This window comes from Limnoglobus roseus (genome assembly GCF_008254045.1).
GTDB classification, from domain to species: domain Bacteria; phylum Planctomycetota; class Planctomycetia; order Gemmatales; family Gemmataceae; genus Limnoglobus; species Limnoglobus roseus.
Genome location: NZ_CP042425.1, coordinates 953,645 through 979,734, shown reverse-complemented (window position 1 = coordinate 979,734; position 26,090 = coordinate 953,645). Strand labels below are relative to the sequence as shown.

At 67.0% G+C, this 26,090-nt stretch carries 16 protein-coding genes; 6 read left to right on the top strand and 10 right to left on the bottom strand.

Annotated elements, in window-relative coordinates:
- Positions 1-55: 55 nt before the first annotated feature.
- Complete coding sequence (locus tag PX52LOC_RS03905; protein WP_246173646.1) at positions 56-895, bottom strand: sugar phosphate isomerase/epimerase family protein; 840 nt, start codon at positions 893-895, stop codon at positions 56-58.
- Positions 896-1,016: 121 nt separating this feature from the next.
- Positions 1,017-2,018, bottom strand: a complete 1,002-nt coding sequence (locus PX52LOC_RS03900; protein WP_149108858.1) for an LLM class flavin-dependent oxidoreductase — start codon at positions 2,016-2,018, stop codon at positions 1,017-1,019.
- 233 nt (positions 2,019-2,251) lie between these two features.
- Between PX52LOC_RS03900 and PX52LOC_RS03895 the strand changes: the two genes are divergently transcribed.
- Together PX52LOC_RS03895 and PX52LOC_RS03890 are read left to right on the top strand one after the other, a co-directional pair.
- A complete protein-coding gene (locus tag PX52LOC_RS03895; protein ID WP_149108857.1) occupies positions 2,252-5,356 on the top strand; it encodes a S9 family peptidase in 3,105 nt (1,034 codons plus the stop codon).
- An 89-nt stretch (positions 5,357-5,445) separates the two neighbouring features.
- On the top strand, positions 5,446-6,429 hold the full coding sequence (locus PX52LOC_RS03890; protein ID WP_149108856.1) for an aldo/keto reductase: 984 nt from the start codon (positions 5,446-5,448) through the stop codon (positions 6,427-6,429).
- 14 nt (positions 6,430-6,443) lie between these two features.
- Here the strand turns inward: PX52LOC_RS03890 and PX52LOC_RS03885 are convergent, their stop codons facing one another.
- Positions 6,444-7,685: a glycosyltransferase family 87 protein gene (locus PX52LOC_RS03885; RefSeq protein WP_149108855.1), complete on the bottom strand. Its 1,242-nt coding sequence runs from the start codon at positions 7,683-7,685 to the stop codon at positions 6,444-6,446.
- A 4-nt stretch (positions 7,686-7,689) separates the two neighbouring features.
- Complete coding sequence (lpxA, locus tag PX52LOC_RS03880) at positions 7,690-8,520, bottom strand: acyl-ACP--UDP-N-acetylglucosamine O-acyltransferase (RefSeq protein ID WP_149108854.1); 831 nt, start codon at positions 8,518-8,520, stop codon at positions 7,690-7,692.
- Positions 8,521-8,666: 146 nt separating this feature from the next.
- On the opposite strand from lpxA, the gene PX52LOC_RS03875 reads away from it, so the two are divergent.
- Together PX52LOC_RS03875 and PX52LOC_RS03870 are read left to right on the top strand one after the other, a co-directional pair.
- Complete coding sequence (locus PX52LOC_RS03875) at positions 8,667-9,776, top strand: glycosyltransferase family 2 protein (RefSeq protein WP_149108853.1); 1,110 nt, start codon at positions 8,667-8,669, stop codon at positions 9,774-9,776.
- A gap of 593 nt (positions 9,777-10,369) precedes the next feature.
- On the top strand, positions 10,370-18,067 hold the full coding sequence (locus PX52LOC_RS03870; RefSeq protein WP_168218790.1) for an SdrD B-like domain-containing protein: 7,698 nt from the start codon (positions 10,370-10,372) through the stop codon (positions 18,065-18,067).
- 60 nt (positions 18,068-18,127) lie between these two features.
- Here the strand turns inward: PX52LOC_RS03870 and PX52LOC_RS03865 are convergent, their stop codons facing one another.
- Entirely contained in the window at positions 18,128-19,027 is a 900-nt protein-coding gene (locus PX52LOC_RS03865; RefSeq protein ID WP_149108851.1) for a pseudouridine-5'-phosphate glycosidase, read from the bottom strand.
- Positions 19,028-19,078: 51 nt separating this feature from the next.
- Between PX52LOC_RS03865 and PX52LOC_RS03860 the strand changes: the two genes are divergently transcribed.
- Complete coding sequence (locus tag PX52LOC_RS03860; RefSeq protein ID WP_149108850.1) at positions 19,079-20,563, top strand: rhomboid family intramembrane serine protease; 1,485 nt, start codon at positions 19,079-19,081, stop codon at positions 20,561-20,563.
- Between the two features lie 82 nt (positions 20,564-20,645).
- Here PX52LOC_RS03860 and PX52LOC_RS03855 read toward each other — a convergent pair whose 3' ends face one another.
- The 3 genes from PX52LOC_RS03855 to PX52LOC_RS03845 form a co-directional block, all read right to left on the bottom strand.
- A complete protein-coding gene (locus tag PX52LOC_RS03855) occupies positions 20,646-20,963 on the bottom strand; it encodes a hypothetical protein (RefSeq protein ID WP_149108849.1) in 318 nt (105 codons plus the stop codon).
- A 104-nt stretch (positions 20,964-21,067) separates the two neighbouring features.
- Positions 21,068-22,138 carry a hypothetical protein gene (locus PX52LOC_RS03850; RefSeq protein WP_149108848.1) on the bottom strand — a complete coding sequence of 357 codons (1,071 nt, stop codon included), beginning with the start codon at positions 22,136-22,138 and terminating at the stop codon, positions 21,068-21,070.
- A gap of 38 nt (positions 22,139-22,176) precedes the next feature.
- A complete protein-coding gene (locus tag PX52LOC_RS03845) occupies positions 22,177-23,157 on the bottom strand; it encodes an alpha/beta hydrolase family protein (RefSeq protein WP_149108847.1) in 981 nt (326 codons plus the stop codon).
- A gap of 125 nt (positions 23,158-23,282) precedes the next feature.
- Between PX52LOC_RS03845 and PX52LOC_RS03840 the strand changes: the two genes are divergently transcribed.
- Positions 23,283-25,085 (top strand): ABC-F family ATP-binding cassette domain-containing protein, encoded by a 1,803-nt coding sequence (locus PX52LOC_RS03840; protein WP_149108846.1) that lies wholly within the window; start codon positions 23,283-23,285, stop codon positions 25,083-25,085.
- A 6-nt stretch (positions 25,086-25,091) separates the two neighbouring features.
- Here PX52LOC_RS03840 and PX52LOC_RS03835 read toward each other — a convergent pair whose 3' ends face one another.
- Together PX52LOC_RS03835 and PX52LOC_RS42300 are read right to left on the bottom strand one after the other, a co-directional pair.
- Positions 25,092-25,514: a hypothetical protein gene (locus PX52LOC_RS03835; RefSeq protein ID WP_149108845.1), complete on the bottom strand. Its 423-nt coding sequence runs from the start codon at positions 25,512-25,514 to the stop codon at positions 25,092-25,094.
- A gap of 15 nt (positions 25,515-25,529) precedes the next feature.
- The gene (locus PX52LOC_RS42300) at positions 25,530-26,063 is read right to left on the bottom strand and encodes a DUF6939 family protein (RefSeq protein ID WP_246173645.1); all 534 of its coding nucleotides are present in this window, start codon (positions 26,061-26,063) and stop codon (positions 25,530-25,532) included.
- Positions 26,064-26,090 lie beyond the last annotated feature (27 nt).

Here is a 26,090-nt window from a genome sequence, read left to right as displayed (position 1 = left end):
AAAATGGGTAGCCCCGCCGGGCACGTTCGGCGGGGCCGGCGCAGTTTACCGAGCTTTACACCTTTGCCAGCTTCCACATCGACTGGATGAACCCGATCCCTTCCGTGTACACGTGGTCCGGCGATGGGAAGAAGTCCCGCCAGACGCGGGTCGCGGCGGCCAGGGCCGGCAGTGCGCGGCCGAAGGCTTCGATCGTCAGCCAGCCGTCATAGCCGACTTCGCGGAGGCTGCGGAAGGTTTCGAACCAGTTCACCTGCCCGGTGCCCGGCGTGCCGCGGTTGTTCTCGCTGATGTGGACGTGGGCCAGTACCGGGGAAATCGTGCGGATGGCCGTGCTCGGGCGGACTTCCTCGATGTTTGCGTGGAACGTGTCGTACATCGTGCGGAAGTTCGGGTGGTCCACACTCTTCACCAGGGCCACGGCGTCCGCGGCGGTCGTCAGGAAGTAACACTCGAAGCGGTTCAGGTACTCGATGGCGAGCATCAGGTTCGCCTGCTTCGCGTACTCGGCGGCCTGTCGCAACACCTCGGCGGCCCGCTTCTTCTCGTCGGCCGTCGGGCCGTCGCCGGTGAAGACGCCGAGCGGCGAGTGGAACGGCCCGAGCATCGTTTCCGCGCCGAGGGCGGCACTACAGTCGATGGCCCACTTGTGCCGCTCGTGGGCGGCCTTGCGAATGCTCGCGTCGGGGCTGATCGGGCTGTGCTCGGGGTTCACCACGGTCACGGTGGTGCACTTCAACCCTTGCTTGTCGAGTTCGGTCTTCACTTTCTTGAAGTGGCTCGGGTCGCCCTCGAAGAGCGGCAGTTCGACGCCGTCGTAGCCGGCCGCCTTGATCTTCGCGAGCAGTGGGTAGTGCTCCTCGGTGACGTGGCCGGTCCAGAGCAGAAGGTTCATGCCGATCTTCATGGCGACTCCGCGTGGGGTGAGGGTTCCGGGAGATTGTAGGGTGAGAGCCACGGGACGGCCGTCCCGTGGCTCTCACCCTACAGCACCTCCGGGAGCGGGTGCCGCGAAGTTATGACTCGTGTCGCAACCCGGCGACGAGTTCGACGGACCGGAGTCGGGTGGCGTGGTCGTAGAGTGGGGTCGTGAGAATCAGTTCGTCCGCGTTCGTTTCGGCCAGGATTCCTTCCAGTCGCCACCGCACCGTGTCGGGCGAGCCGACGGCCGAACACCGGGTCATCCGCTCGACGTGCGCTCGCTCGACTAGCGTCCAACGCGAGTCCATCGAATCGACCGGCGGCGGGAATTGTCCCGGCGAGCCGCGGACGAGGTTGAGAAACTGTTGCTGGACCGACGTGAACAATCGCGACGCTTCGCGGTCGGTGTCGGCCGCCACCGCGTTTGCCGCGACCATGACGTAGGGCTGGGCGAGCGATTCCGACGGTTCGAAGTGCCGATGATAGAGGGCAATCGCCTGGTGGAGCGAGTCCGGGGCGAAGTGCGAGGCGAACGCGAACGGCAGGCCCAGTTCGGCCGCGAGCCGCGCGCTGAAGTCGCTCGACCCGAGCAGCCACACGGGCACGTCTAACCCCTCGCCCGGGACGGCGTGAACGCCGTTGCCGGGGCCGCCGGGCCGGAAGTACGCCATCAACTCTCGCACGTCCTGAGGGAAGGCATCCCCGCCGTTCAGGTTTCGTCGCAGGGCGCGGTACGTTCGCGCGTCCCCGCCGGGGGCACGCCCGAGGCCCAAGTCGATGCGGCCGGGGTGGAGCGCGGCGAGCGTGCCGAACTGTTCGGCGATCACCAACGGGGCGTGGTTGGGGAGCATGACGCCGCCGGACCCGACGCGAATGCGGGACGTGCCGGCGGCGAGGTGGGCAATGACCACGGCTGTCGCCGCGCTAGCCACGCCCGGCAAACCGTGGTGTTCGGCGACCCAGTACCGCCGGTAGCTGCACCGCTCGGCCGTGCGGGCGAGGTCGAGGCTCTCGCGGAAGGACTCGGCCGCCGTGCCCCCCTCGCGCACCGGGCAGAGGTCGAGGACCGAGAGCGGAACGTCGGACAAGCTTTTCATGGCGGTCACTCGCGGCGAAGGTACTGGATTATTCTTCGCCGCGGCTACCATGCTTACAACCGTCGCCTTCGATCGCAGACCGTGCGCCATCGCCTGCCGGGCCACCGTTGACTGGCTTCAATGTGTGCTGGAGATCGTGAATTTCCTTTCATGTTTTCCTCGCACCCTTCCGGCCGCGGCACCTTTGTGGTAGTTTGGGCAAAATCTTCCTTCTACGCCAGGGCTATGCCGACATGACTCGTATCTGGTCTGGTTCCGCGTCCGTTGCGTACTTCATCTTGTGTCTGGCGGCCGCGCCCGCCGCCGAGCCGGAGAAGGTTTCCGGGGCGAACTACCCCCTCGCTCAGAAGTTCAGCCGCGAGTTCGTTTACCGCAATGTTCAGGAGACCAACGTCTTCCCGCAGTGGATCGGCAAGACCGATCAGTTCTGGTACACGGCCCGCACCCCGGGTGGTACGGCGTACTGGCTGGTGGACCCGGCTAAGAAAACGAAGGCCCCCCTCTTCGACGCCGCGAACGTCGCCGCCGCCCTGTCCGAACTCGCCAAGAAGCCGCTCGACGTGGAGACGCTCGCCCTGAGTCGGGTGAGCGTGACCGACGACGGTAAGAAGATGAAGTTCGCCTTCGACGAGTACCAGTACGAGTACGACCTGGCCGCCGGCAAACTCACGAAGGGGGCCAAAGTCGTCCGCACGGGATTCCAGGCGTCGCCCGAAACGCTGGCCCGAATGACCGAGGAGCAACGGAAGCAATTTGAGGAGATTCGCGACCGCGGGCAACGCCAGGACGACCAGCAGAACCAACAGCAGCAGGACCAACAACAACAGCAGCAAGGGAACCAGACGACCCCGCCGGCCGCCGCCGCGAGCTACAAGGCGATTTCGCCGGACAAGAAGAAGTACGTCTACGCCTTCAAGCACAACCTCTACCTGGCCGACGAGGGGGCCGAAGACAAGGCCGTTCAGCTGAGCAAGGACGGCGAAGACGAGTACACCTTCGGCCCGGGGCGGGGCACGTTCGGCCGTGGCCGGCAGGTCGGTAGCGAGGCCCAGGCTCAGACACAAGGCGAGGCGAAGCCGCCGACGGCCGAGGAGCGGAAGTCGCGGCCCAGCGTGACGTGGTCGCCCGACTCGAAGGCGTTCTTCGTCACGCGGTCCGACAGCCGCGGGGTGCAGGAGTTGTACCTCGTCGATTCGCTCGCCACGCCGCGGCCGAAGCTCGAACAGTACAAGTACCCGATGCCCGGCGAGGAGAAGGTCCGCAAGCAAGAACTCTTCTACTGCGACGTGTCGAAGAAGGCCCTCACGGCCGTGAAGCCGAAGTGGAAGGACGAGCGGTTCAGTGGCGTCGTCTGGGGCAAGGCCGCCAACGAACTCCGGTTCATCCGCCGCGACCGCCTCCAGCGGAACCTGGCGATCTGCACCATCGACGTGCTGACTGGGGCCGAGAAGAGTCTGTTCGCCGAGTCGTTCGACTCGGCCTTCCTTGACTCGCAGCCGGTTCGGTTCGTCGAAGAGACGGACGAGTTGATCTGGTGGTCTGAGCGGAGCGGGTGGGGCCACTTCTACCTGTACGGCCGCGACGGGACGCTGAAGAACGCCATCACCGCCGGCCAGTGGCGGACGAGCCGGATTGTCGACGTGGACGGCAAGAACAAGCAACTCTACTTCGTCGGCAACGCCCGCGAGCACGGCGAGAACATTTATTACAACCACCTGTACCGCGTGCGGTTCGACGGCACCGGGCTGACGCAACTCGACCCGAGCGTCATCCCGGTGAACTTGAACTCGACGGACATCGGGCCAAAAGTGTCGCCGGTTAAGGGCGGGTTGAACCACCAGTCGTACCTGTCGCCGTCGAAGAAGTTCGTCGTCTCGACGGCGAGCGCGACTGACCACGCCCCGATCTCGATGGTTTACGACGAACTCGGCCACCCCGTGATGACGCTGGAACAGACCGACCTGTCGCAGTTGAAGGCGACCGGGTGGCGGACGCCGGAGACGTTCGTCGTGAAGGCGGCCGACGGCGTGACGGACCTGTACGGGAACCTGTGGAAGCCGTTCGACTTCGACCCGAAGAAATCGTACCCGATCATCGCCAACGTCTACCCCGGCCCGCAGACGGAGGGCGTCACGCACAAGTTCGCGGCCCACAGCCAGCCGATGCAAATGGCGCAACTCGGGTTCATCGTGATTCAGGTCGGCCACCGCGGCGGCAGCCCGGAGCGGTCGAAGGCGTACCACAGTTTCGGGTACTACAACCTCCGCGACTACGGCCTGGTGGACAAGAAAGCGGCCATCGAACAACTCGCCGCCCGGCACGCCTACATCGACCTGAACCGCGTCGGCATCTATGGCCACTCGGGCGGCGGGTTCATGTCGGCCGCGGCCGTGTTGCAGCCGCCGTACAACGACTTCTTCAAGGTCGCCGTCGCGAGCGCCGGGAACCACGACAACAACATCTACAACGACAACTGGTCCGAGCGGTACCACGGCATGAAGGAAGTGGCCGTGATCGAGGAGAAGAAGGACGCCGCGACCGGCAGCACAGGCCAGGGCGGGGCCACGCGGACGGGCACCGGCCAGGGTCAGGGCGGTCGTCGTCGGCCCCCGGCCGAGGAGGAAGAGATCGAAGCCGAGATCGAGGCCGTACTGACGGGCTTCGACCCCGAAGACAAGCAGTCCGTCGAGGAGGTCGAAAAGAAGCTGGCCGAGTTGCAGAAGAAACTGGCCGAGGTGAAACAGCAAGCCGCCGAGGCGGCGAAGGTCGAGGCCAAGAAGGCCGAAGAGAAGAAGGCCGCCGAGGCCAAGCAAGACGCGAAGAAGACGATCGAGGATGCCAAGCAAGACGCGAAGAAGGCGATCGAGGAGACCAAGAAGGCGACCGAGGAAACCAAGAAGGCGACCGAGGGGAAGCAAGACATGAAGAAGGTCGAGGAAAAGAAGACGACGGAAGAAGCTAAGAAGGCCGAGGTAAAGAAAGACGAGGAGAAAAAGGGCGACGAAAAGAAGGCCGAGGAGAAGGCCCCGCCGAAGATGAAGTTCGAGATCAAGGTGCCGACGAACGCGGAGTTGGCGGCGAACCTGAAGGGGCACCTGCTGTTGGTTCACGGGGAGATCGACAACAACGTCCACCCGGCGAACACGATGCGGCTGACCGACGCCCTCATCAAGGCGAACAAGCGGTTCGAACTGCTCATCATCCCGGGTGCCCGGCACGGCTTCGGCCCCGCCCAGCCGTACTTCACGCAGCGGATGTGGGACTTCTTCTCCGAGCACCTCCTCGCGGACCGGCAGACGAAGGCCGACATCTACGAGAAGGACGTGAAACGGCGGTAATCCGACCCGACGGCGATTCGTAAGGGCGATGGGGACAGGGAGTATACTCCCTGTCCCCATCGCCTTCATCATTCTCACGCGGTGAACTCATGGACTACGTCAACCTCGGTGCGACCGGCCTCAAGGTGTCGCGGATTTGCCTGGGGTGCATGACCTACGGCAGCAGCCGGTGGCGGCCGTGGGTTCTCGATGAAGACGCCAGCCGCCCCTTCTTTCGGCAGGCGTGGGAAGCGGGGATCAACTTCTTCGACACGGCCGACATGTACTCCGACGGGGCTAGCGAAGAAGTTCTGGGGCGGGCCTTGCGGGCACTCTCGATTCCCCGCGAGCAGGTGGTAATTGCGACGAAGGTCTTCAACCCGATGGGCCAAACGCCCAACGAGCGGGGGCTGTCGGCCAAGCACATCCGGCACGCCATCGACGCGAGCCTGAAGCGCCTCCAGCTCGACTACGTGGACCTGTACCAGATTCACCGCTTCGACCCGACCACCCCGGTCGAGGAAACGCTCGCGGCGTTGGACGCCGTGGTGCGGGCGGGGAAGGTGCTCCACATCGGCGCGTCGAGCATGTTCGCGTGGCAGTTGGCCAAAATGCTCCGCGCGTCCGAGCGGCACGGGTGGGCGCGGTTCGTGACGATGCAGAACCATTACAACTTGGTCTACCGCGAGGAGGAGCGAGAAGTGAACCCGCTCTGCCGGGACGAGGGCATCGGCCTGCTGCCGTGGAGCCCGCTGGCCCGCGGCTTCCTGGCCGGCAACCGTTCTTCCGCCGACCGGGGCGAGACGAGTCGGGCCAAGACGGACGACTTCGCGCACAAGCTCTACTACCAGGACGCGGACTTCACGGTGGTCGAGCGGTTGTCGGAAGTGGCGAAGCGACGGGGCGTGCCGAACGCCCGGGTCGCCCTGGCGTGGCTACTGCAACAACCGGCCGTGACGGCCCCGATCGTCGGTGCGTCGAAGCCGCACCATCTTGAGGACGCGATCGCCGCCGTTGACCTGAAACTCGACGCCGGTGAGTTGAAGTCGCTGGAGGAGCCGTACCGGCCGCACCCGGTCCTCGGCCACTCCTGACCCCGCGACGAAGGCTAAACCCCGCCCGCTTCGCGGGACGTGATCGACGGGAAGCCCGGCCGTAGCAACGCCTGGGCTTCTTGCATTTCTACCGGACGGCGGGAGCGCAGCACGTCGCTCACCGTCAGGCCCAACAAGAGAATCGCCGCGAACGGTTGGGCCGTCCGCAACGGCATCACCTCGCTACTCGGGAACAGGCCGCGCAAGATCGGCAGCGCCAGCAGGGTGGCCGCCGCCAAGCCGACCGGCTGACGGTACCACGGGCGGTTCAACATCAGGAGCGCCGCGGCCGGGGCCAGGAGCGTGTACGTCGAGTTCTCCGTCGCCGGGCCGAAGAGCGTCATCCAAATGCAGCCGAGCGAAAACGCGGTGCCGATCGCCGCCTCCGGCCGCCGCCACCGGGCGAACCCGACGACGACCGCGAACGTCAGGCCGGCGGCCGCGGACACGAGTTGGCTCGTGTCCTTCGAAATTTGCACGTCGAACCACACGCGGGCGATGATCGTCCAGTCCCACGGGGCACGGGTCAGGATTGCGCGGAAGTGGCCTTCCAGTTCCAGAAATTCGACCAGCCGGTTGTGCATCGCGGCCACGTAGTCCGACTGCTGACAGGCGAACGGCAGTAGGGCGGCCACGACGATGGTGGGCACCAGCCGCACGAGGAACCGCGGGGCGACGACGCAGAACAGCAGGCCGAGGGCCAGTGGGTAAATCTTGAAGAAGCTCGCGAAGGCGATCCACGCCGCCGCCCGCCAGAGGTGGCCGCGGCGGAAGTCGGCCGTCGCGTGCAGCAGGCTGCCGATGATTGCGACGTTCACCTGGCCGTTGTTGAAACTCGGGATGATGAGGAGCGCCGCCAGGAACGCGAGGAGGCCGAGTTGCCGGCTCGTGGCCGCTTCGACCGGGGCCTGGCGTAGCAACTTCAAGAGGCCAGTCACGTAGAGGGCCACGCCGAAGAGTCGCCAGAGGATGGCGGCCGTCTTCGGCGGGAGTAGCGACAACGGAGCGAAGAACGCGGCCACGCCGGGCGGGTTGCGGTACACGTCGTGCGGCGGCGCGGGGGCGTAGATGTCTTCGCCGTGCAGCCACCGCTCGCCCGCTGTCAGGTAGATCGGCACGACCGTGCCGGACAGCGGCGAGGCTTTTGCCACCCGGCCGATGACGCCGACGAGGAGCACGATCCACACGACGACGGCCCACCGCGGCAGCCGTCGGAGGAGGGAGAGGGTGTTCGAAGCGGGATCAAGGTTGGGCATGGGTTCAGGCCGCTTGAGCTTCGTCGTTGTTGTGGCGGTGCGAGCCGGGGATGCCGCGCTTCGTCGTGCGGATGAACTGAATCAGTTCTTGAATCGTCGGGCTGGCCCCGAGGTCCGCCTCGATCTTGGCGACGGCCAGCGAGAGGATCAGTCCGCCGCGGTAGAGAATGTTGAACGCCTTCCGCACGGCCTGGATGTCGGCCGACGGTATCCCGGCCCGCCGCATGCCGATGAGGTTCACGCCGGCGGCGCTGTTCGGCGATTGCACGATCCAGAACGGCGGCACGTCCATCGACACGATCGCCAGCCCGCGGACCAGTGCCAGCCGGCCGATGCGGCAATTCTGATGGATGCCGGCGTTGCCCGAGATGAGCGCGCGGTCGCCGACTTCGCAGTGGCCGCCGAGCAGGGCACTGTTCACGATGATGGCGTTGTTGCCAACGATGCAATCGTGCCCGAGGTGGCTGCCGCACATGAGGTAGTTGCCGTCGCCGAGGGTCGTGACGCCGCGGCCGGCACCGACCGGCATCCCGCGGTGGATGGTGACGTGCTCGCGGAAGGTGTTCCGGTGGCCGATGGTCACGCCCGTCGGTTCGCCCTTGTACGCCAGGTGCTGTGGCCGTTCGCCGATCACACAGCTGCGGCCGAAGTCGTTATCCTCGCCGGCCGTCAGGGGGCCGACGAGTTGCGCGTGCGCCCGGACGACGCACCCGGCCCCGAGGCGGACCGGCCCGTCGATGACCGCATACGGCCCGACGCGAACGTCGGCCGCGAGTTCGGCCTCGGCCGAGATCACGGCCGTCGGGTGAATCAGTGGTGTAGTAGCGTCGCTCATGCGGCGTCCTTCCAGCCCGGTAGTTTCGGTGGCCGCGAAAGTACCCAATCGACGGAAACTGGGCAAGGCGAAGTTCGGCTTCCACGAATCCCGCGGGATGGCGTACCCTGAACGCCCGGAACCCGCACCCCGAGGTCGGCGAACCCATGATCGCACTGCTGGTAGCCTTGATATTCCTCGTGCCCGCGACGGCCGCGTGCCTGTACTACGTCGGCTTCGCACTCCTCGGCCAGCGGCGGTCGCTCGCCCCGTCGGACCGCCCGAACCGTCGGATCGCGGTACTGATCCCGGCCCACGACGAGGAACTCTCGCTCGGCCTTTCGTTGGAGTCGATCTTGAAGGCCGACTACCCGGCGGAACTGCGAACAGTCGTGGTCGTCGCGGACAACTGCACCGACGGCACGACCCGCCTCGCACAGCAGTTCGGCGTCACGGCCCTGGAACGCACCGACGCGGTTCAGCGTGGGAAGGGCTATGCCCTCGCGCTCGGGCTGGAATCAATTCTCGCGGAACGGCCGGACGCGGTGCTGATCCTGGACGCCGATTGTCAAATCGAGCCGGAAACCTTCCGCGTGCTGGACGCCCACCTCGAAGGCGGGGCGGAAGCGGTGCAGTGTGCGGTCCTTACGCGGAACGCCGACGACGCGAGTACGAGCTTCGTCGGGGCGATGGGCAACGTCTTCGACAACCTCCTGTCGGCCGGGAAGGACCGCGTCGGGCGGCCGGTGCCGCTACGGGGGTCGGGCATGTGCTTCCGGCGGGACGTGCTGGAGCGATTCCCGTGGCAGGACTTCGGCCTGACGGAAGACGCGGAGTACTCCGACCGCCTCGCGGCCGGCGGCGTTCGCGTGCGGTTCGAAGGGCGGCCGCTCGTGCGGTCGGAAACGCCGACGCGGCAAGGCGACCTGTACCAGCAACGCCGCCGCTGGCGGGCCGCGTTGTTCGGCGGCCCCGGCTTTGTCCTGCGGTGCGTGGAGAGCAAGCCGCTGGTGCTGGCCCAATTGCTGGCGACGGGACTGCTCGTTGGGGTGGCGGCGAACTTCACGCTAGCCGCGTGGTACGGCGTGCTTGTGCTGCTGACCGGCGGCGTCTACCTCTACGCGGCGGCGCAGGTCGGCCTGACGTGGCGGCGGATTGGCTACCTTCTGAGTGCCCCCTGGATCGTCGCCCGACTCGTGGGTGTCACCCTCGGCGGTTTCGTCCCGCGGGAAATGGTGTGGCAGCGCACGCGGCGGGCAGCTGAAGTCGAGACGTGATTCGGGACAGACTTGTCCCCGTTCACCGCTCCCTTCACCCACGGGTCTGCCACAAGCGGAGCGGACAGCCCCTCGTCGCAATTCGGAGATCGAGTTCCGGCCGTGTGTGCGGGCGGAGTCGTTTCGCACGACCGAAGCGGTTGGGGCGGTTGACCAGATGAGACGCGACTGCGGATCGCGAGAGTCGGTTCAGCCCGCGCCGGGAAAGTTCCGACGGGGCGATTTCCAGGGATGAAGTCGCCGAAATCGCCAACTCGATAGCATCTGGTGATGTCTCAAGCTACCACCCAACACTCGACAGTCGGTGCGTTACGGCTCGCCCCCCGTTCGCCGTTCGGACGCGGTTTCGGTAAGTTGGGTAAGTTGACGACCCATACGATCCACCTCGTCGAGCTTTTGGATCATCATGCGGCTGCGGGAAGCGGCCGAACCATTCCGCGACTTTCTCCATCGAGAGGATTCGACTGATGTCCCCAGAGTCGTTCTTCGTTCGGCGTGCCCGTGCCCTGATGCGCCGCCCCCTGATCTGCGCCCCGCGGCCCCTTGAGGCTCGCAGTATCAAACTGGGCACTCTGGCGCTGGAAGCTCGGGAGGTGCCGACCGTTTCGGGCTTCGTGTTCCAGGACTATAACGCCAACGGCGTTTTCGACACGACGACCCAATTGACGAACCTCGGCGGTACGAACCCCGGGAACGCGGGCCAAATCGGGACGATCTCCACGGCCGTTGACGTCGGCGTGGCCGGCGTGACGGTGACGGTCTACAACGCGGCCGGCGCTCAGGTCGCGCAGACCACGACGGCCGCTGGTGGGGCGTGGTCCACGAACGCCACGACGGCCGGTCAGCAATACCGCGTCGAGTTCACCGGGCTGCCCGCGGGTTACGTCGCCGGGCCGCACGGAGGCGCGAACGGCAACGCCACGACGACGCAGTTCGTCACCGACGGGGCCGGCAGCGCCAACCTCGGCGTCGTCCGGGCGATCGACTACTACCAGGACAATCCGCTCATCATCACGTCCGAGTACCGGTACGGTACGGCCGTCGGGAACACGACCCCGGCCATCATCAGTTTCCCGTACGCATCGGGTTCTGTGCAGCAGTTGGACTCGACGCAGTCGAACGTGCAGACGCCGGCTGAGCACGCCATTGCCATTCCCGCATCGGTGGTCGGTACGACCTGGGGCCTCGGGTACAACCGGACTCAGAAAGAAGGCTACGCGGCGGCGTTCGTGAAGCGGCACAGCGGCCTCGCGCCGGTCGCCAACCCGACCGGGGCGATCTTCAATTTCGACCTGCCGGCGACCGACACGCCCAACTCCGTGACCACGGCGAACGTGTGGATCAACCTCCAGGGGCTCTCCGCAACCGATATCAGCACGAACACCGCGATTCCGTCCATCGACACGACCGGCGGGTTCGGGGCGTACTTCACCGCCCGCGCCGCGGCCGGGTATGACTACGACCGGGACGGCGACAACACCGGCTGGAACGCGGTCGGCAAGAGCGGGTTCGGCGGCCTCGACGTGAGCGCCGACGGCAGCACCGTCTACGTGATGAACCTCGCGGACAACCGCCTGTACATCATTTCGGTGAACCCGGACGGTACGGCCAACACCTCGAACATCCGGGCGATTAGCGTCCCCACTCCGGCGGGCGTGGCCGCGTCGGACGTGCGGGCTTGGGCGGTGCAGGTTCAGAATGGGCTTGTCTACGTCGGCCTCGTGGACTCGGCCGAAAGCACCCCGGCGGTGCGGGCAAACCTCCGCGGCTACGTGTACGCCTTCAACCCGGCGACGAACACGTTTGGCGCGTCGCTGGTCAACGACACGACGGGTAACGGCGTCGGCTTCGACCTCAGCTACAACCGTGGGTTGAGCTTCGGCGGCAGTGACAATTACAACCCCTGGTCGCCGACGTACGACCGGGTGCTGGCGGCCAATCCCGCCGCCCCCAACCCCGCGATCGACGCCGGCTTCGCCTCGCAGTACCCCCAGCCGATGTTGTCGGGGCTGGCCTTCGACACGCAGGGCAATCTGACCATCAGCATCCGCGACCGGAACGGCGATCAGACCGGCCGGGGGACGCAGTCCAACGGGCCGGTGGCCGGCCCGTCGCTCAACGGCGACCCCGCCGGTCGGGTGGAAGGCGTGGCGTCCGGCGAACTCCTGAAGGCGTTCGTGAACGGCGGGGCGTTCTCGCTTGAGCAAAACGGGGCCAACCCGAACCCGCCCGGTCAGACCGGCACGGGGGTTGGCAGTAACTTGGGCCCAGCGGGCGGCGAATACTACAGCCAGGACGACTACGGCAACGGGGGGGCGGGCGGCGGCCACGGGGGAACCAGTCTCGGCGGCGTCGCCCAATTGCCGGGTTACAACAGCATTCTGAACACGCACTTCGACCCCGTTTACCTGGGGAGCCTGCGGACCGGCGGTGTGCGGTGGTTTAGTTCCACCTCCGGGACCTTGGAGAAGTCATACCAGATCTACAGCCGGGACGAAGGGGCGATCAGCCCGTCGGACCCGAACGGCACGTTCGGCAAGGCGAACGGCCTCGGCGACCTCGTCGCCATTCAGGCCACCGATCCGCCGGTCGAAATCGGCAACCGCGTGTGGCTCGACACCGACCGCGACGGCGTGCAAGACCCTGGCGAGAACGGCATCTCGGGCGTCACGATCGAACTCCGTTCCCAGGCCGGCGTGCTCCTGGCCACGGCCGTCACCGACGCCAACGGTAACTACTACTTCAGCAACGGCATCGGCACGAACACGGCCAGTGCGAAGTACGGCATCGCGACGCTGGTGAACGGCGGGCAGTATCAGATCACCATCCCCAACGTCTCGGGCACCCAACAGACCCCTCTGACGGGCCTGACCTTGACGACCGCCAACGCCACCCACACCGGCAACGGCACGACCAACGACGCCAACGGCAACCTCCGCAACTCCGACTTCACCGCGTCGGGCACGTCGGCCTTGGCGGTGGTGAACTTGACCGCCAACCCTGTCGGCAACAGCAACCACAACATCGACGCCGGGTTCGTCACCGGGGTGAGTCTCGGCAACCTCGTCTGGGAAGACACCGATAATGACGGCCTGTTCGACAACGGCGAAGTCGGCATCCCGAACGTCACGGTCAACCTCTACAACGGCACGGGCACGCTCCTCTTCACCCAGCTGACGAACAACGTCGGCAACTACCTCTTCACGGGCCTCGTGCCCGGCGATTACATCGTTGAGGTGGTCGGCCCGGCGGGCTACCGCAGCAGCACCGGCAGCGGGGCCGACCTGATTAACGGCACGTTCGAAACCACCCTGGCCGCGGGGAACAGCGTCGTCAACAACCAGGACCACGGCAAGGCCACGGCCGGCAGTGTCCCGACCGGGTTCACCATCCGCGCGAACACGGTCACGCTCGGGGGCGTGGACAACCTCGTCCAGGACTTCGGCCTAGTCCGATCGTACAGCCTCGGCAACCGCGTCTGGCTGGACAAGAACAACAGCGGCACGATCGACGGCGGCGACGGCGGTACGCCGGGCGTGGACGGGGCGACGGTTCGCCTGTACCGCCCGACGGACTTCGACGCGAGCGGCAACCTGAACGCTGGTGCGGCCGCCTTCCGCACGACGGCCACGGCCGGCGGCGGGTACTACCGCTTCGACGACCTCCTCGGCGCTTCGGCCACGAACACCGTGCAGGGCAGCTACGTCGTCGTCGTGGACACGACGGTTGGCTCGCTGGTGGGGACGCGGTCGAGCACCGGCACCAACGGCAGCGCGTCTGGCCCGTTCGAGCCGGCCCCGACCGCTATCGCCGCCCCGACCGTGACCGACAGCGATGACAGCGGCACGACGATCACTGGTGGCCTCGTCCGCAGCGGCGTGGCGATCCTCGGGCCGGGAGCGAACCTGCCGGCCAACGAAGGCGACCTCGTCGCCGGGGCGAACCCGCAGGGCACGCTCGACAAGCAGGCAAACCTGACCGTGGACTTCGGCTTCTACCAGCCGTTGGCGATCGGGAACTTCGTGTTCGAGGACGCGAACAACAACGGCGTCCTCGACACGGGCGAACAGGGCATCGACGGCGTCGGCGTCAGTCTGACCGACGGGGCCGGCACCGTGATCGCCTCTACCACGACGGCGGGCGGTGGCGGGTACCTGTTCTCCAACCTGCAACCGGGCCAGTACACTATCATCGTGACCACGCCGACCGGCTTCACGACGAGCACGGGCTTGAACGGAAGCGCGTCCGGCCCGTTCGAACCGGCCCCGCAGACGAACGTCGACAACTCCGACCACGGCACGATTTTGTCGTTGAACACGTCGGGGCGGTTCGTGACCTCCACGGTCACGCTCACCGACATCGGCGGCAACCCGGACACGGTCGTCACGGCCAAGGACGCGAACCTGCGGCAGGACTTCGGCTTCTTCCGCCCGCTCGCGATCGGCGACTTCATCTTCGAAGACAAGAACAACGACGGCCTGTTCAACGGTACCGACGCGGCCGTGCCGGGCGTGCTGGTGCAACTGCTCGACGCGGGCGGCAACGTCCTCGGCGCGCAGACGACCGGGGCGGACGGCCTGTACCGCTTCAACAACCTCGCGGCCGGGAATTACACCGTCCGCATCACCCCGCCGGCCGGGTTCATCAGCAGCACCGGCGCGAACGGGAAGGCGACCGGCCCGTACGAGCCGGCGACCGGCATCACCGCCAACAACGCCGACCACGGCACGACGGCCGGCGGGTTCATCAGCACGACTGTGACGCTCCTGCCGACCGGCAACCCGGACGAAGGCGGCACGGCGAACCTCGCCCAAGACTTCGGCCTGTTCCGCCCGGTTCTGCTCGGCAACCTCGTCTGGCGGGACGCGAACAACAACGGCAGCTTCGACCCGCTCGCCGGGGAAACCGGCATCGCCGGCGTGGCCGTCGATTTGCTCGACTCCACCGGGGCCGTACTCGCCAGCACGACGACCGACGCCAACGGCCTCTACCAGTTCCCGGTGGCCCCCGGCCAGTACCGCGTGCGGATCACCCCGCCGGCGGGCCTCGCCAGCAGCACCGGCAACGGCGTCGGGAACACGTCCCCGACCGGGCCGTTCGAACCCTCGACCGGCCAGACGGCCGACAGCGTGGACCACGGCACCACGGCCGGCACGTTCGTCCAGACCGAACTCATCACCATCGCCGACCCCGGCACGGCCGGCAACCCGGACAGCGCCGGCTTCGCGAACCTGCGGCAGGACTTCGGGCTGTACTCGCCGATCTCGCTGTCGCTCGGCAACCTCGTGTTCGAGGACGCGAACAACAACGGCACCCTCGACGCGGGTGAGGTCGGCATCGGCGGCGCGACGGTCATCCTGAGCGACGCGGGCGGCAACCAGATCGGCTTCACCACGACGGACGGGGCCGGGGCGTACCGCTTCGACAACCTGCCGCCGGGCACGTACACGGTGCAGGTGGTGGCCCCGGCCGGCTACCGCAACAGCGACGGCGTCTTCACGGCCGACAGCACCGACCACGGCGTCATCGACCCGACCACGCCGAACGCCGCCAGCACGACGGTGACGCTCACCGACCCGGCCGTGGCCCCGAATCCGGACGAATCCGGCAAGGCCAACCTGCGGCAGGACTTCGGATTCTACCAGCCGCAGGCCATCGGGAACCTCGTGTTCGTGGACACGAACAACAACGGCGTCCTAGACACGGGTGAAACCGGCCTCGCGGGCGTGTCGGTGCAACTGTTGCAGAACGGCAACGTCCTCGCGAACACGACCACCGACGCGAACGGCAACTACCTGTTCTCGAACCTCACGTCCGGTGCGTACCTGGTGCGGATCGTCACGCCGGCCGGCTACGCGACTAGCACCGGCACGAACGGAAGCGCGACGGGGGCGTTCGAACCGGGGATTAGCGACGGCACCGACAACGCCGACCACGGCTCGGCGACGGCCGGCGGCACGATCTCGACCGCGACGGTCACCCTCACGCCGGGGGCCACGAACCCGGACGGCCTCGACAACCTGCGGCAAGACTTCGGCCTGATCCAACCGCTGTCGTTCGGCAACACGGTGTTCGTGGACAAGAACCTGAACGGCACCCTCGACGCGGGCGAAGTCACGCTGCCGGGGGCGACGGTCCGGCTCTTGAACCCGGACGGCTCGGTCGTGGTGTCCGCCACGACGGGCGCGGACGGCAAGTACCAGTTCACGAACCTCGTGGCCGGCTCGTACATCGTGGAACTCGTGCCGCCGACCGGCTACACGCTGACCCCGGTGACGGTCGACCCGACGGCGAACACCGGCAACCAGAACATTGGCTCGCAGGTCGGCACGTCCATCCGGGCGAACGTCACCCTTGCCCCCGGTGGTGCCCCGCTGATCGAGGGCAACACCGACGGCAACAACTTCGTGAACGGCGACTTCGGCCTCGTCGCCCCGCCGATCGCGCAGGTCTCCGGGTACGTCTACCGCGACCCGAACCTCGACGGGAAGTACGTCCGGGGAACGTCGCCGACCGGCGACACGCCGATCGGCGTGGTGACGATCACCCTCACCGACGCGAACGGCGTCGTGGTGGCGACGACGAAGACGAACGGCGACGGCTTCTACCAGTTCACCGGGCTAACGCCGGGAACGTACACGATCAGCGAGACGCAGCCGGCCGGCCTGCTCGACGGCCTCGACACGCCGGGCACGCTCGGCGGCAGTTCGCCGGCGAACGACAAACTCACGGTGACGCTCGTCGCGAACGACGACGGGCAGAACTACAACTTCGGCGAGTACCAGCCGACCCAGGTGGCCGGGTACGTCTGGGTGGACGCGAACAAGAACTGCACGTTCGACGCGGGCGAAGCAACCCTGGCGAACGTGCCGATCACGATCAGCGGCACGGCCTTCGCGGGCACCTCGTTCTCGCGGCCGCTGACGGCCGCGGACGTGCCGGGCGGGCTGACGATCCTCACCGACGCGAGCGGGCACTACTCGTTCCCGATCCTTCCGCCGGGCATCTACTCGGTGACCCGCGGTGCGCTGCCGGCGGCCGACGCGGCGGTCTACTTCGACTGGTGCGAACAGATCGACGACCGCCGGACGCCGGCCCCGACGGCGACGCCGAACCTGTTCTCGAACGTCTCGACGACGCCCGAAGTGACCCGCGGGAACCTGAACTTCGGGGTCGCCCCGCGGTCCCCGGTCGTGCCCCCCACCGACCCGTCGAAGACCGACTTCCTCGGCTCGTCGGGGAACACCGGCGGCACTGGCGGAACCGGCGGGACCAACCCGAACGACGTGCACGACACCACCCCCGGTGGCCCGTCGTCGCCGCTCGTCCAATCGTCTCCCACGTTCAGCACGAGCAACACGACGCGGGCGTCGGCGTACACCGTCATCGCGTCGGGCGTCGGCATGGCCCCGCTCGTGCGGGTGATGGACTACGCGACCGGCGGCGAGAAGTTCCGCATCACGCCGTATGAAGCCAGCTTCACCGGCGGCGTCCGCGTGGCCCAGGGCGACGTGAACGGCGACGGCATCGACGACATCGTCACCACGACCGGCGTCGGCGGTGGCCCTCGGACCCGCGTGTTCGACGGGGCGACCGGCCTGCCGATCATGGACTTCTTCGCCTTCGAGCCGAACTTCCGCGGGGGCACCTTCGTGGCGGTCGGCGACGTGAACGGCGACGGCAAGGCCGACATCATCGTCGGGGCCGAGGTCGGCGGCGGGCCGCGGATCACGACGTTCAGCGGGGCCGACGGGTCGGTGCTGAACAACTTCTTCGCCTTCGACTCGACCCAACGCGGCGGGGTGCGGGTGGCGGCCGGCGACTTCAACGGCGACGGCCGGGCCGACATCGTGGCCACTACCGGCATGGGCGTGCCGACCCGCGTGCGGGTCTTCGACGGGACGAACGTCGCCGCCACGCCGATCCGCGACTTCGCCCCGTACGAAGCCAGCTTCACCGGCGGCGTGAACCTCGCCGTCGGCGACTTCAACGGCGATGGCAAGCCGGACATCATCGTCGGGGCCGAAGCCGGCGGCGGCCCGCGGGCACAGGTCTTCAGCGGCCTGGACCTGTCGGTGCTGTACAATTCGTTCGCCTACGAGTCGACCTTCACCGGCGGCGTCCGTGTGGCGGCCCAGGACGTGAATGGCGACGGCAAGGCCGACCTCGTCACCGTGCCCGGCTCCGGCGGGGCGGCCCGCGTGCGGGTCATCAACGCGGTGACGGGGGCCGACATCGACTCGTACTACGCCTTCGACTCGACCTTCGTCGGCGGGGCGTACGTCGGGTAAGGTGTTCGAAGTGCAAATCGCCGAAGCCCGCCCGTCGTCACGACGGGCGGGCTTTCTTCATTACAGCAATTCCTTCGCCACCTGCGCGGCGAGCGTCGCGTTGTTCACGATCAGCGTGCGGTTCGCCGCCAGCGTCTTCCCCTGGGTCAGTTCGGCCAACCGCGAGAGCAGGAACGGCGTCAGTTGCGGACCCGCGATCCCCTCGGCCGTTGCGTCGATCTCGGCTTCATTCAGCGCGAGGTTGAACTCCTCGGCGGAAATCGCCACCGCCTCCGGGCACGGCTGGGCGAGCACCGCACCGCCGCCGCCGCCCATGCGGACGTGGGCCGCGAACACGGCGGCTGCTTCCGCGGGCGATTCCACGCGGGCCACCGCCCCGACCGCACCGGCCGTGTAGAACGTCGGGAACTGCTCCGTCTGGTAGCCCAGCACCGGCACCGCGTAAGTTTCGAGGATCTCCAGCGTCCGCGGCAGGTCGAGGATCGACTTCGCCCCGGAGCAGACGACCAGCACCGGCGTGCGGGCGAGTTCCGTCAGGTCGGCGGAGATGTCGAAGTCCGACTCGCGGTGGGCCCCGCCGATGCCGCCGGTGGCGAAGACGCGAATGCCGGCCGCGCGGGCGAGGGCCATCGTCGCCGACACCGTCGTGGCCGCGTGCTTCTTCAACGCCACCGCCGCGGCGAGGTCGCGGCGGCTGGCCTTCCACACGCCTTCCCGCGTCGCAATTTCTTCCAACTGCGCCGCGGTCAGGCCGACGGTCGGCACGCCACCGAGGACGGCGATGGTCGCGGGCACGGCCCCCTGTTCACGAATGGCGGCTTCGCTCTCGCGGGCCGTCTCCAGGTTCGCCGGCCACGGCAGGCCGTGCGCAATCAGGGTCGATTCCAGGGCCACGACGGGGCGGCCGTCGGCCACGGCGGCTCGCACTTCGTCGGCCACCACCAACCAATTTGCGTCCATTCGGCACCTCGGCAATCGACAACGGGCGTCCCACCCGACATAATGCCGAACATGACAGCCGACGACGAGACGACAATCGAAAATTTTCCGCCGACCCCGGCGATCGTGCTGGGGTGGGTCGCCGCCGCGGGCGACCGCGCGTGGTTCCCGGCGGTGTACGCCCAGCAGGAGAACGTGCCGCGGGAATCGCTCGACGAGCCGATCACGGCCCTGCGGCACGCCGGCTTGATCCGCGTGCAGGACTGGGTGAAGGGGCTGGGGCAGGGGTACGGCATCACGCCGGACGGGGCGAAGTTGGTCCACGAACCGCAGAAGCTGGCGAAGCTGCTGGCCGAGCCGCGACCGAGCCGAGAGCCGGTGGCCGCGGAACCGCCCACGACCTTCGACCGCGGCGAGGAAGCCCGTCAGGCGCTTTTCGCCCCGCGACCGCCGCTGGTGGTACAGGTGTTGATCGTCCTCAACGTCCTTTGGTTCCTGGTCGGTTTGGCCTTGGCCGTCCACGAAGGCCGGTCCGGGAATGCGTACCTGGCAAACGGCGATCCGCACTTGCTTCACCGCCTCGGGGCCGTCTTCGGTTTGGACATTGTCCGGTGGGAGTGGTGGCGGCTCCTGAGCAGTGCGTTCGTCCACATCGGTGCCCTGCACCTGTTCATGAACATGTACGCCCTGGCAAGTGTGGGCAGCCTGACGGAGTCGATCTGGGGCCGACGGCGGTTCCTGTTGCTGTACGTCGCCGCGGCGATCGGCGGCAGTTGCTTGGCAACGGGGATTAAGCCCGAGCCGCTTCTGGCCGGCGCGTCGGGGGCGATCTGGGGGCTCATGGCATCTCTCGTCGCGTGGCTGCTGTTACACCGGCAGCACCTCCCGCCGCAGGTGGTCAACCAGAGCCTTCAGCGGCTCGGCATCCTTTTCGTCATCAACATCGCGGTGAGCTTCGTGCCGGGCGTGAGCTGGGCGGGGCATTTCGGCGGCGGCATCATCGGCTTCGTCGTCGCGTGCCTGTTCGTGGTGTCGAAGCGGTTCGGCCTGGTCGCCCGCTGGGTCGCCCTGACGTTGACGGTCCTCCTGACAGCCGGGTGCGTGGTCGGCCTTACGGTGTACGCGAACCGATCCGAACGGTGGGCACCCCTGCGGTTGAGCGAGTACCATCGCCAGCAAGTCGAGTACGTGAGATCGCTGGACGTGGCCCTTCAACCGATCGCCCGGCCGGAGGTGGAAAAGCTCTACCGGCAGGTGATGGAAGCCGTCCGCGTGGATCCGACTCGCCGGCCCGACTTGCCGGGGGAGGTCACCAAGCTTCGGGACAACGCGCAGTCGTTCGCCGACTTCGTGGCCGGGCAACCGTTGCCGAAGGCGCTGGTCACGGACTTGCCGGAGTATTACCAGAATTACGCCGCCGCCGTCCGGGACTTGGCCGACGCGATGGCGGAAGTGCTCCGACAACCCGACGGGAACGTGACCGTGCTCAAAGAGAGGAAGAAGGTCGTCGACGAGCAGTGGGCTGTGGTCAACGTGCTCGCCAAGTTGGGGATGTGACAAGCGAAAGGCGGGCGATGGTCCCCAGAAACAGCAAAGCCCCGGCATTCGCCGGGGCTTTTACTTTTCGCGGTGGGTCGCGTTAGCGGAAGTTGAAGCCGAAGGACACGCCCGGGCGGCCGTAGTACCCCCGACCGCCGTAGTAGCCGCCACCATACCCGCCGTACCCGTAGGGGCGGACGTAGCCACTGCTGTACCCGAAGCTGACGCCGGGACGGGCGTAGCCGTAAGCCGGGCCGTAGCCGTAGGCCGGAACCACATAGGCTGGCCGATAGACCGGGGCGGGGACGACGTAGGTCCGGGCCGGCGACACGATGTACTGGGCCGACGCCTTCGTGTCGGACAGGGCGAACAGGCCGATGGCGGCCAGCGTGCCGAGGGCGATGGATTTGACTCGCATTTTTGCATCCTCTTGGTGTTGGGGCCGGTGCGGCCTTTCCACTAGAGAAACCCTCAACTCGGAGCGGTCTTGCGCGCAAAATCAGGAATCGCGTGACGGCTTTCTCACATCACCGGCCGGTATTGCAGGCCGGTGGCCGTGCTGGTCACGCTGCAAACCTCGTCGGCCTGCTCCTGGCTCGTCGTGCGGAAGATGACCTGATCGGTGCTGCCGTAGTTGTCGCACAGCACGATCTGAAAGCGGACCGGGTGGATCACGTAAAAGTAGAACAGCACGCCCGGCAGCACGAACAGGAACAGCAGGTAAATGAACGTGAACCACTCCACCAACCCCGGCGTGTACGTGGCAATGGGGCCGATGGCGTGGCTCTTCTTCCAGTCGACCTTGATCGGCGCGACCGGCACGAAGGCGATCCGCCACTGGACCGTTAGCGTCGCTTGCCCCTTCGCGGTCCTCTTCACGAGGAGCTTCTCGTAGCTGCCGAGGAGGAAGGCTTGCAGCCCGCCCTGGAAGAGGAGCGAGAGCACCCCGCCCGCGAAACTCCCCGCGTTGGAGATCAGCAGCATCAACAGCAGGTTCACGACCTGAAGCCCGGCGAGAATCTTCAACCGCGTTTGCAGCGACATCCGGGGTTCCCACGCCTGGTCGATCGGCTGGAACGCTTTCTTCGGCTTCCGCCGGCTCTGGAAGTCCACGCCGCAGTGGACGCACATCGTCGCGTCGAGCGGCACCCGGCAGTTGCACTCGGGGCACGCTTTCGTGCCGTCGCCGGGCACGGCATAGGGCTTGTCGTCGTCCTCGTCCTGCGTGCCTTCGAGCAGGTTCGGTCCCCGCGGCGCGTCGTCAGACATCTCGAACTGCGGCCGCGGGTCGGCTGGGTCCGGGTTCGGCCGGGCCTTCGCGGTCGGTTTCTTCGTCTTGCGCGGGGACCGCTCGACGGGTGGCGGTTCGGCCGAGCGATTTCGCGGGCGGGGCGTGTCCTCGGCCGGTGGCGCGGGGGTGATGACGGGCAGGTCGTCCGGGGGCGGGGCGGCCTCCGCCGACCGCAACTCCGGCGGCACGTCGGCGTAGTAGCCGCACGCTTCACAACGGATCTTCGCGCGACTGTGCCCGGCGGGGATGGCGACTTTCGCCCCGCAGTGGCCGCATGGGACACGGCCAGCGGCGGCGTTCATGGTGGTCGTCGAAAACGGCATACGGCTGCGCGAGTCGGTCACTCGTCCTTCATGTGTTGGATCACGGCCTTCATCACGGGGAAGACGTAGGCGGCCGCGCCGACGTGCGTGGCGTCCAGCCACAGAATCTTCGGCTGCCCGGTCGCCTCCCACAGCCGCTTCATCGCGGCCGGCGGTACCACGTCGTCGCGGCTGGCGGCGATCAGCAGCAGGTGGAAGTCCTTCCGCTTCAACTGCGCCGCGTAGGTGATCGGGTCGATCGGGTCGATCAGCTTCTTGAGTGCGTCCTTGCTGCCACCGAACAGTTCGTTCACCTTGCGGAACGGGGCCGCCTTCGGGTGATTGTAGAACGCATCGACGAGGTCGCCGCCGCCGAGGAGCAGGCACGCGGACGTCAGTCGCGGTTCGGCCGCCGCCGTCACGCCGCCGACGAAGCTGCCGAGGCTGGTGCCGACGATGCCGAGCTTCTTCGCGTTCACCTCCGGCCGGGCCGCCAGCCACGCCGTCGCCCGCCGGCAGTCGAGGACCGTCTGTGTGACCGCCTTCACCGAGTGCTCGATGTCCACGGACAAGAGGCGCACTTTCTCCTTCGTCGGCCGGCGGGGGCCGTAGTAGGCCATCTGCACCACGAGCGCGCCCACGCCGTTCTGGGCCAGCCACATCGCCTCGCCGCGGGAGACGACCTGGGCACCGTCGAGGATGTCCAGCACGAGGACGGCCGGAATGTTCGTCTTGCCGGTCGGGGCGAAGTACTCGCAATGGACGGTATTGTTCTCCGGGTGCGGCGTCACCACCGGCGACGGGAACCGTAGCGTCGAGACGGTCACGCCGCTCATCGGCAGGTCGTACTTGAGTTGGAACTCGCACTCGAAGGTGTGCTTCGGCAGGCGGAACCGTTCCGACACGCTCTCGTCGCCGACCGGCGGCACGTACTCGACGGTGCCGCGGGCGATCGGTTCTTCCGCGGTTGCGATGGCCGAGAGGGTGAGGCTGGCGAACAGGGCGAGGAGGGGTCGCACGGGGACTCTCCGACGGGGTGGGGACCACCCACATCGTAAGGCGAGGCCGCGCCGGAGGGAAGCCGATTCTCACCCGCCCGACTCGATAGAATGCCCTTTTCCGTTCCGCACCGCGTGAGACCGGCATGAGCGTTTTGTTGAGTGCCCGTGAACTGTCGAAGAGCTATTCCCACCGGCCGCTGTTCGCGAACCTGTCCTTCGACCTGCGGGTGGGCGAGAAGATCGGCCTCATCGGGCCGAACGGGGCGGGCAAATCGACGCTGCTCAAACTCCTCGCGGGGCTGGAAGTGCCGGACGCCGGGGATCGCACGATCCGCCGCGGGGCGAGCGTCGGCTACCTGATGCAAGACGACCAGTTTCCGGCCGGGCAGACGGCCACGGAAGTGATCGTGGCGGCCCTCGCGGACGCGCACCTCGAAGACCACGAGCGCGAAACCCGTGCCGCCATCACCCTCACGCAAGTCGGCTTCGAGGACCGCGACATCCGGGCCGACACGCTCTCCGGGGGCTGGCGGAAGCGGTTGGCCCTCGCCCGCGAGTTGGCGAAGGAGCCCGACTTCCTGCTGATGGACGAACCGACTAACCACCTCGACCTGCCCGGCGTCGTCTGGCTGGAAAAGTTCCTGAAGAGTGCGAACTTCGGCTACCTCGTCGCCACGCACGACCGGGCCTTCCTGCGGGCGGTGGCCCCGGAGATTCTGGAAATCGACCGTGTCTACCCCGATGGGGCGTTCCGCGCGAGCGGCGGCTACGACAACTTCGCAGATCGACGGGCCGAGTTCCTCGAAGCGCAGATGCGGCAGCGCGACGCCGTGGCGAATCAAGTCCGCCGCGAAACCGAGTGGCTCGGCCGGAAGGCCGCCGCCCGCACGCGGAAGGCGAGTTCCCGCATCGAGGCGGCCCACGAACGCCGGGCCGAACTCGCGGAACTGAACTACCGCACGGCCTCCGCCAACGCCGCGACCATCGACTTCGCCGGCAGCGGTCGGCAGACGCGCAAGCTCATCACGGCCGCGGGTGTCTCGAAGTCGCTCGGCGGCCGCGAACTCTTCTCCGGCGTCGATCTCATCCTGTCCCCTGGCATGAAACTCGGCCTTCTCGGCGCGAACGGTTCGGGCAAGAGTACGCTGTTGAAGGTGCTCGGCGGGCAACTGCCGCCGGACGCCGGCACCGTGACGCGGGCCGACGGGCTGCGCGTCGAAGTCTTCGAGCAGGGCCGCTCGTCGCTCGACCTGAGCCAGACCCTGCGGCGGGCACTGTCGCCGAACAACGACACCGTCGTCTTCCGCGATCAGCCGATCCACGTCGCGTCGTGGGCCCGGCGGTTCCTCTTCGAGTCGGAACAACTCGACATCGAACTGAGTGCCCTCTCCGGCGGCGAGCAGGCCCGCGTGCGGATCGCGCAACTGATGCTCCGCCCGGCCGACCTGCTACTCCTCGACGAACCGACGAACGACCTGGACATTCCCGCCCTGGAAGTGTTGGAAGACAGCCTGGAAGACTTCCCCGGCGCGATCGTGCTGGTCAGCCACGACCGCGAACTGATGGACCGCCTCTGTACGGAAGTGATCGGCCTCGACGGCCGCGGTCGTTCCGCCCCGTTCGGCAGCGTCGGTCAGTGGCTGACCGCCTACGACAAGGCCGCGACCGCGACGAAGGCCGAGGCGAAGCCGGCCGCCGTGGCGAAGGCTCCGGCCGCAAAGGCGAAGAAGCTGAGTTACAAGGAGCAGCAGGAACTCGAAGGGATGGAGGCGACCATCCACGCCGCCGAAGAGCAAGTGACCGTCCGGCAAGCCGAAGTCGAGCGAGCCGCGACCGCCGGCCACGCCGTGCTGACGGAAGCGTGCCGCGTGCTAGAAGAAGCGGAGCAAGCCGTGGCGAAACTGTACGCGCGGTGGGAAGAGTTGGAGGCGAAGCGGACGGGGTGAGCCGTGTTAACGCGCCACGATTTTGATTGCGGTCTGACCGCGGCCAGGCGGAATCGTGATAGCAAAGGTGGCCCACGTCTCGTCGACGAATTCGAGGCGTAACCCCAAATGCGTGCGCTGGTAGAAGGTCGTACTACCGATGGGCGGAGTGCGAGTGGTAAACTTGACGCGAGCAATGAATTGATCCGTGGTTCGCTTGGCTTCGCGGACATCGGCACCTTTCTCTTGATCACTCCGCGAGGCCGTCAGCCACCACCGGCCGTCATCCTCGTTGCACTCGAAGTACACGACTCGCTGAATCGGTTTATCCGAGTCAACGATGATTGGTTGATCAAACCACCCGACACCACGCCGCACATCGGTCAGTAGCAACAACATCATTCCGGCCATCACGAGGATGACCATACCTGCCCATAACAGCGATTTCATGCCAATTACTCTACCCTAATCCATACTCCGACGACACCGGCGGTTCAGGTACTGCACCAGCACGGCCGCATGGGCCCAGCCTTCGTCGGGGTTGCCGATGCTGCCGTTACTGCTCACGTCATGGAAGTATTGCGTTACTCCGGCGAACGCCTGCCGTACGAACTCGGCGAGTAACTCCGGGTCGGCCCGGTGGTCCAGCATCCATTCGTAGGCCACGCGGTACACCTTCTCCCGGGCTTCGACGATCTTCAGCAACTTGTCGCCGTACTGATGGCCGCGGGGCTTGCCGCCGCGCTTGTGACCTTGGCCCTTGAAATAGCGCGGGGCGGTTTTGCCGTCGATCAGCTTCAAGCCCTGCCAGATGCCCTCGACCGAATCGCTGGTCGTACCGAGCATCCCTGGCACGGGAATGCCGCCGTGGGGCCACATCGGGCTAAGGGTGCAGTACGGGTCGTCGGCGTAACTGCTCACGTCGTAGACGACGGCATTCGCGGGGAGTTGCTTCCGCAGACGATACGGCACGAACACGCACGGTGCGAAGGAGGGCATACGAACGAGGACGGCCGCGAACGGGCA